Origin of the sequence: Haloarcula salina (genome assembly GCF_010119195.1) — an archaeon.
GTDB lineage: Archaea > Halobacteriota > Halobacteria > Halobacteriales > Haloarculaceae > Haloarcula > Haloarcula salina.
Window position 1 is genome coordinate 108006 of sequence record NZ_WRXL01000009.1, and the last position, 6954, is coordinate 114959.

General features: G+C 64.2%; 6 protein-coding genes and 1 pseudogene. 4 read left to right on the forward strand and 3 right to left on the reverse strand.

All coding sequences use genetic code 11. From position 1 onward, the window contains the following. The first annotated feature begins 47 nt into the window (after positions 1–47). From GM656_RS18650 to GM656_RS18660, 3 genes are all read left to right on the forward strand, one after another. Entirely contained in the window at positions 48–1580 is a 1533-nt protein-coding gene (locus GM656_RS18650; protein ID WP_162415216.1) for an ABC transporter permease, read from the forward strand. A gap of 141 nt (positions 1581–1721) precedes the next feature. After that, positions 1722–2555, forward strand: a complete 834-nt coding sequence (locus GM656_RS18655; protein ID WP_162415217.1) for an ATP-binding cassette domain-containing protein — start codon at positions 1722–1724, stop codon at positions 2553–2555. A gap of 132 nt (positions 2556–2687) precedes the next feature. Further along, positions 2688–3776, forward strand: a complete 1089-nt coding sequence (locus GM656_RS18660; RefSeq protein WP_162415218.1) for a Gfo/Idh/MocA family protein — start codon at positions 2688–2690, stop codon at positions 3774–3776. Positions 3777–3834: 58 nt separating this feature from the next. Here GM656_RS18660 and GM656_RS18665 read toward each other — a convergent pair whose 3' ends face one another. The 3 genes from GM656_RS18665 to GM656_RS18675 form a co-directional block, all read right to left on the reverse strand. Next, entirely contained in the window at positions 3835–4638 is an 804-nt protein-coding gene (locus GM656_RS18665; protein ID WP_162415219.1) for a sugar phosphate isomerase/epimerase family protein, read from the reverse strand. Between the two features lie 126 nt (positions 4639–4764). Then, entirely contained in the window at positions 4765–5583 is an 819-nt protein-coding gene (locus GM656_RS18670) for a sugar phosphate isomerase/epimerase family protein (RefSeq protein ID WP_162415220.1), read from the reverse strand. Between the two features lie 516 nt (positions 5584–6099). Further along, on the reverse strand, positions 6100–6558 hold the full coding sequence (locus GM656_RS18675) for a universal stress protein (RefSeq protein WP_162415221.1): 459 nt from the start codon (positions 6556–6558) through the stop codon (positions 6100–6102). A 243-nt stretch (positions 6559–6801) separates the two neighbouring features. On the opposite strand from GM656_RS18675, the pseudogene GM656_RS19420 reads away from it, so the two are divergent. Next, positions 6802–6954: pseudogene (locus GM656_RS19420) on the forward strand (NAD(P)/FAD-dependent oxidoreductase); the annotation flags it as partial.

The window sequence follows — 6954 nt, forward strand, 5'->3', positions numbered from 1 at the left end:
ACGTGTCACGGCTATTACAGAGCCGGGAAGTCGGGGCGATACTCGCGGTGAGTGTCCTCCTCGTTCTCGGGACCATCGTTCGGGCGGACGTGTTCCTCAGCGCGGACAACCTCGTCGGCATCGTTCGGAACACGGCGGTGACGGCGATCATCGGGTACGGGATGACGCTGCTGATGGTGTCCGGCGAGTTCGACCTGTCGGTCGGGTCGCTGATGGCCGTCTGCGGCGCGCTGGTCGCGACGATGTACGGAACCGGCTACCCCATCCTGTTCGTCGTATTGCTGGTGCTCCTGTTCGCGGGGCTGTACGGGCTGTTCCAGGGGCTGATGATCACCAAGCTGGGACTCCCGTCGCTGATCGTCACCATCGGGACGCTGACCCTGCTTCGAGGGGCGAACCTCGTCATCCTGCAGGGCCAGACCGCGACGATATCGAGCGACAACTACCCGCGGCTCATCTACTACATCGGGGGCGTCGCGGAACTCGGACAGGGGCCCGCCCTGCTCAATCAGTTCCCGATCCAGATCGTCTGGACCATCGCGTTCCTGCTTCTGGGCTACTACGTCCTCAACAAGACCGCCTTTGGCTACCGGGCGATGTTCACGGGCGGGAGCAAGGAGAGCGCGACCCGGACGGGGATCAAGACCGACCACGTGAAGATTATCAACTTCATGCTGGTCGCGCTGCTGGCGGCCTTCGCCGGCATCGGTCAGCTCGCGTTCACGCAGGCCGTCTCGCCCTCGACCGGCCAGGGCACTGAACTGATCGTCATCGCGAGCGTCGTCATCGGCGGGACGAACCTCTTCGGCGGCGAGGGATCGATGCCGGGGACGTTCCTCGGTGCGCTCGTGTTCGCGCTCACGCAGAACATCCTCGTGCTCGCCGGGCTGGGCGTTCGCCTGTTCCAGGTGTTCACGGGCATCTTCATCATCTCGGCCGTGCTGATCGAGGTGCTGAGCCGGGACGTCCGCATCGAGTACCTGACCGAGGAATACATCGACCCGCTCACGGACCTCGCCGGCGACGCGGAGTCCTTCTTCGAGTACGTCCGCAGCGACGTGCAGGGCATCGACGAGCCGCTCATGTTCGCGACTATCGGGACCCTCATCCTGACGCTGGTGACGCTGGTCGCGATGACCGTCGTCGACTTCGCGGTCGGTTGGGGCTTCTCGTTCACCATCGTGCGCCCGGGCGTCGCGGCGCTCGGGACCCTCCCGCTGGTGACGTTCATGCTGATGGCCGGCCTCATCCTGCTGTCGACCGTCTTCCTGCACGCCGGGGTGAAGGCCGTCGGGACGCGGCGCGATTTCGACACCACGCTCCAGGGCGTGATCTACAGCTTCGCGCCGACGGTCCTGCTGTTCGTGCCGATCCTCCTCTCCGGGTGGAGCTTCCTCACGCCGCTCGTACTCGGAACGGCCGCGCTCGTGTTCCTCCCGGCGCTGTACCTGCTGTATCGGTCGACGCGGGTCCTCCACGAGTTCAGCGGACGAGACGCCGCGCTGTCGGTCGCGACGATGGTCGTCCTCTGGGCGCTGGTCGCCGCCTTCACGCTGACGCAGGTCTCGGGCGTCAACTGAGTGCCGGTCCGTTTTCCGTTCGTCACCGGACGCGCGCTCGACCGATAGTCGTCGCGAACTCCCGATACAGGCGCTCAGCTGCCTCCCAATCCGATGTCGTAACCCACCACATTTATGATGGTGGATGCCGAGATTCATACCATGTCAAAGGCAGACGAGTCCGCGGTAAACACTGACGTGAGCACCGCCAGCGCGTCGAAGACGGACGACGACACGATCCTCTCCGTCGAGAACGTCTCGAAGCACTACGGCGGCGTCGTCGCCCTGGAGGACGTGTCGCTCTCGATCAAGGAGAACGAGGTGCTGTCCATCGTCGGCGACAACGGGGCCGGGAAGTCGACGTTCATCAAGCTCCTCTCGGGCGTCATCCCCGCCACCTCCGGGTCGTTTCACATGCGCGACCCGGAGACCGGCGAGATGGAACACATCGTCCTCGAGTCCCCGTCGATGGCCAAGCGGGCTGGCATCGAGACCGTGTTCCAGGACATGTCGCTCTCGCTGCAACACGACGTGGCATCGAACGTTTTCATGGGCCGAGAGCCGCTGAAAGGCGGGCTCTCGGGCAAGCTCTTCCGGCGGATCGACCGCGAGTACATGGAACAGCGGTCCATCGAGGCGCTCGACGAGATCGGGTTCGAGATCGACCCCCGGGCCATCACCGAGGAGCTCTCCGGCGGGCAACAGCAGGCCGTCGCGGTGGCGCGCGCGCTCATCTCCGACCCCCGAATCGTCATTCTCGACGAGCCGACGGCCGAGGTGTCCGTCGAGGGGTCACAGAAGATCCTCGACCTGATCGAGGAGCTTCAGGCCTCCGGGAAGACGGTCATCTTCATCACGCACAATCTCCAAGAGGTCTTCGACGTGGCCGACCGCGTGGCCGTGCTCCGCTCGGGGAACCTCGTCGCCGAGTTGGACAACAACGGGACCATCGACCGCGAGGACCTCGTCGGTCGAATGACGGGCGCGATCCAGTAACTCCGGCCCGCTATCCCGGCCCGTTTTTCGTCTCTCGCTGCCTCGTTCAGCGGCCAGTCCGTCGCTCTCGCACGTCGGTTCACCCCGCCGAGGGAAACCTATTTGTGACCGTCTCCCGCATCTTCGCACGTCATGAAAGTAGGGATGATCGGAGCAGGTAGTATCGCCCAGATTATGCATCTCCCGTACCTCGCGGAGCTTCCCGAGGTCGAGATCGAAGCGCTGGCGGACCCTGGTGAGAACACGTCTGAGACGCTGGGTGATCGGTACAACGTTCCCAATCGCTACCAGGACAGCGAAACGCTCATCGACGAGCAACGGGAGAATCTCGACGGGGTCGTCATCGCCACACCGATGCAGACCCACGCCGATCTCGCCATCGCCGCGCTCGAAGCGGGACTGCACACGTTCGTCGAGAAGCCGATCGCGGTCACGCCCGAGGACGCGGAGCGCGTCGTCGAGACGGCTGAGACCACCGATGCGGTGTGCATGGTCGGCTACATGAAGCGCTACGATCCCGGCTTCCAGCGCTTTGCCGAACTGGTCGACGACCTCGACCAGATCGACCTCGCGACCAGCGTCGTCATCCCGCCGGACGTGGGGGCGATCCTCGAAGACACGTACGACCTCGTCCAGGCCGACTTAGACGACGCGTTCATCGAGGAGAGCATGGCCGCTCGCCAGCGACAGTGCGCCGAGGCCATCGGGACAGACGGCGAGACGCTCGGACGCGCCTACGGCTATCACTTAGAGAGCATCTGTCACGACGTGAACGCACTGCGCGGCGTGTTCGGCTCTGTCACGGGCATCGACCACGTCGACGTGTTCAACGGCTGGAAGTACCTGACGGCACAACTCCGTTACGAGGGCGACCTCCGCTGTATGCTCGAATCCGGCGCGACGGACCGGCTGTGGTACGACGAGCGGATCCAGGTGGACGCGCCGGACCGCTCCGTCTCTATCGGCTTCTCCAACGCGTTCATCAAGAACACGCCGGCCGACGTGCGCGTGAAGCGGGGCACGGAGGAGACAGAGGAGACAATTCACACGCCGTCGTACGACGAGGCGTTCAAACGCGAACTCGAACACTTCGCGCGCTGCGTCGAGGGCGACGCGACGCCGCGAACGACACCGACCGACGCACAACGCGACGTGGAACTCATCGCCGATCTGTTCCGCGAGTTCGAGGGTCGCGACCTCGTCGGCGACGCCCGGACGTAACTCCGCAGCCGATTCGCGTTCCGAAACGAATTGCCGACCGGACCGGTTCTGACAGCGCTCAGCGATCGGTTACCGATCGCAGGTGGTCGATGTTCTCCTTCGCGTGGACCAGCGGGTGGTCCTTCTGGTTCTCGATCTCGATGGTTCGGTGGCCGTCGTAGCCGACCGCATCGAGGGTCTCCGAGACCTCGCCGAAGTCGATGTCGCCCTTGCCGAGGTCGGTGAAGGCCCAGATGTAGTTCACGATGCTGTCGTAGTCCTTCTTGCCGGCGGTGAGGTTCTCGACGTGCGTCTGGAACTCCGCCGGCGGGTCGACGTCCTTGAGATGGACGTAGGCGATGTCGTCGGCGAACCGCTCGATTCCCTCGGTGATGTCGCCGTAGGCGTAGTAGTGGGCGGTGTCGAACAGGAGTTCGAGGTTGTCCGGTCCCTCGTCGAGCCAGCGGCGGATCTCTTCTGGCTGTTCGACGTGCGCGCCGAAGTGGTGGTGGACGATTGGTGTCACGCCGGCCTCGGCCGCGGCGGCCCCGATCCGGTCGAGCCAGTCGGCGAACGTCTCGTCGTCGACGACGCCGCGAGGCGGCGGGAGGATACCGAGGAAGTCCGCGCCGAGCGAGCCGGCCAGTCCCGCGCCGTCGACGGCCGCCCGCAGGTCCTCCTCGGTGTTGAGCCAGCCGGCCATGACGCAGTACAGGTCGAGTTCGTACTCCTCGAGCAGGTCACGCAGTGTCGATTCGCCGATTGCCTCCGCCTTGCCGAGACCGATCTCGACGCCGTCGTAGCGGCAGGCCGCGAAGTCGCCGATGCCCTCGGAGACGACCGCCTCCGAGTCGTACATGATGGTCGCGTATCCGGTTCCCATACGGCTACATCTCACACGGGCCAGGGACAAAACCTTTTGTACACGAGTCGACGCGCCTGCGCTCGATAGCCGGACCGTGCCGGAATCACGGACTCGAAGACGCGTGACGAGCGACCGTCGAGGCGGTTACTGCCCCGTGATCGACCACCAGTAGTCGAGATTCTCTTTCGCGTGGATGACTGGCGGTTTGTTCTGGTTCTCGACCTCGATGGTGATGTGGCCGTCGTAGCCGATCTCGTCGAGCGCCTCGTGGACGGCGGCGAAGTCGATGACGCCCTCGCCCAGGTCGGTGAAGGCGTCGTAGTACAGGAAGACCGTGTCGAGTTTGAACTCCCCGTTAGAGATCGCTTCGACGAGGTCGTCGAAGTTCGCGCCCGGAGCCACGTCCTTCAGGTGGACGTACTCGATGTCGTCGGCGAATCGGCGAACGCCGTCGGACACGTCTCCGTCGGCGCTCTCGGGGTCGTAGGGGTAGTGGTGCGCCGAGTCCCAGAGGAGGCCGAGAGAGTCCGGCGCGCGGTCGAGCCACTCCTCGATCTCCTCGAGTTGCTCGACCTTCGTCCCGCCGTGGTGGTGGAGAACGGGCGTGACGCCGGCGTCGGCCGCGGCGTCGCAGATCTCGCCGAGCCAGCGCTCGAAGTCGTCGTCGTCGGTCGTTCCTCGGTGGGGCGGGAGGATGCCGAGATACGGCGCACCGAGAGCAGCGGCGGTCTCAGCGCCTGCCGCGGTGCGGTCGGCCGCGTCCTGCGTCTCCAGCCACTCGCCCATCGTGCAGTAGAGGTCGAGGTCGTAGGCGTCCAGCTGCTCGGCGAACGCGTCCGCCCCGACGGCCTCGATCTCGCCGAGGCTCGTCTCGACGCCGTCGTACCGGCAGGCGCCGATGTCCGCGAGTCCGTCCAGCAGCGATTCCTCGCCGTACATGATAGTCGTGAATCCGACTCCCATACGACCTATCACAGCCCAAGTCGATATATAAATTGGGGGAACGCCGCCGACGGTGCTCATCACAGGTGATGTCGCTGCCAGCCGGCATCATCTGCCTGTCGGCCGACACCAGCGCCTGGAAAGTTTCGCTATCCGTTCGCGACGCGCGAACGATGCCCGTCGAGTGTGAGAGGGCTCAGCGATTTCCGCGGTGTGCAAGTCGGACTCGTGGTTTTTTCGCGTGACGGTGCCACATTCTGTTCGCGCTGAACGAACAGGTACCACCACAGAATAATACGTGTACTACTGTTATAATAACTCGAAGATACCGGCGAGCAGCAAAGATGCAATCACGTCACCATCGAACACGGCACTACTTCGCCTCATTCTCCGTCGATATTCACGGACCCGACCATCGTTCGGACACTGCGAACGGATGACCGCACTCAGATCAGGCAAGCCCGTCTCGAGAAATCCCGTGTGGCTTCGATCTGGGAGTCCGCTTCCAACGGTTCCAGAGCGCGCGACCGTTTCGACTCACTCCCGCTGGACGTACGTCACCGGACAGCCCGCGTTCAGGAGTATCTGCTGTGCGTGGTCGCCGAATATCGCCTTCCCGGCCGGCGAGCGACCTGCACCGCCGATGAACAGCTGATCGATGTCGAGGTCGTCCGCGACACGAACGACCTCCGTTTCGGGGTTGCCGACGATCCCGCGGATCTCGTAGTCGATTCCCAGTTCTTCCAGGCGGCCCGCCGGCGTCCTGACGCCTTCGTGTCGCGACGCCATCTCGTCGGGCTGGAGCGCCCCGGAGGTCGGGTCCAGGTCGAGGTCCTCCATGAGCTGGTCGTACTCGTCGTTCGTGAAGACGTGCACCAGATACACCGTCGCGTCCGTCGGTCTCGCGACCGCAATCACGCTTTCGAGCAATCGCTCGACGTGGTCCCGATCGTTCGGTCCGACTGCGAGCATAACGTTGTCGATGGTCTCCGACATGACTCCACAGTTCGGTCACGACTCCATTAACTGTTGTGTCTCCCGCCGTCAGCCGCCCCCTTCGCCGCCGACGGTTCGTGCCGCACCCCGGCCCAAATCGCGTCCGGCGTACATGGTTAGTCACGCACTTCCCGCCCGAGCGAAGTCGTAGGCGGTTCCGACCGGCGGCGACGCCGCGATGGAACGCCGAAGCTGCGGCCGGATTCCAAAGGCTTTGTATCGGTTGACGTCGCAGAATTTCCTATGACGGAGAACGTCGTAGTACTCGGATCGGGATACGCAGGCGCCGGCGCGGTCGCTAGCCTGGAAGAGAAGTTGGACGGCGAGGCTGACGTGACGTGGATTTCGGACACGGACTATCACCTGGTGTTACACGAGTCCCACCGCTGCATTCGT

Excerpts from the sequence above, each read along its gene's own strand:
- GM656_RS18655 (WP_162415217.1), top strand. The coding sequence starts at position 1,722 with ATGTCAAAGGCAGACGAGTCCGCGGTAAACACTGACGTGAGCACCGCC.
- GM656_RS18660 (WP_162415218.1), top strand. The coding sequence starts at position 2,688 with ATGAAAGTAGGGATGATCGGAGCAGGTAGTATCGCCCAGATTATGCAT.
- GM656_RS18665 (WP_162415219.1), bottom strand. The coding sequence starts at position 4,638 with ATGGGAACCGGATACGCGACCATCATGTACGACTCGGAGGCGGTCGTC.
- GM656_RS18670 (WP_162415220.1), bottom strand. The coding sequence starts at position 5,583 with ATGGGAGTCGGATTCACGACTATCATGTACGGCGAGGAATCGCTGCTG.
- GM656_RS18675 (WP_162415221.1), bottom strand. The coding sequence starts at position 6,558 with ATGTCGGAGACCATCGACAACGTTATGCTCGCAGTCGGACCGAACGAT.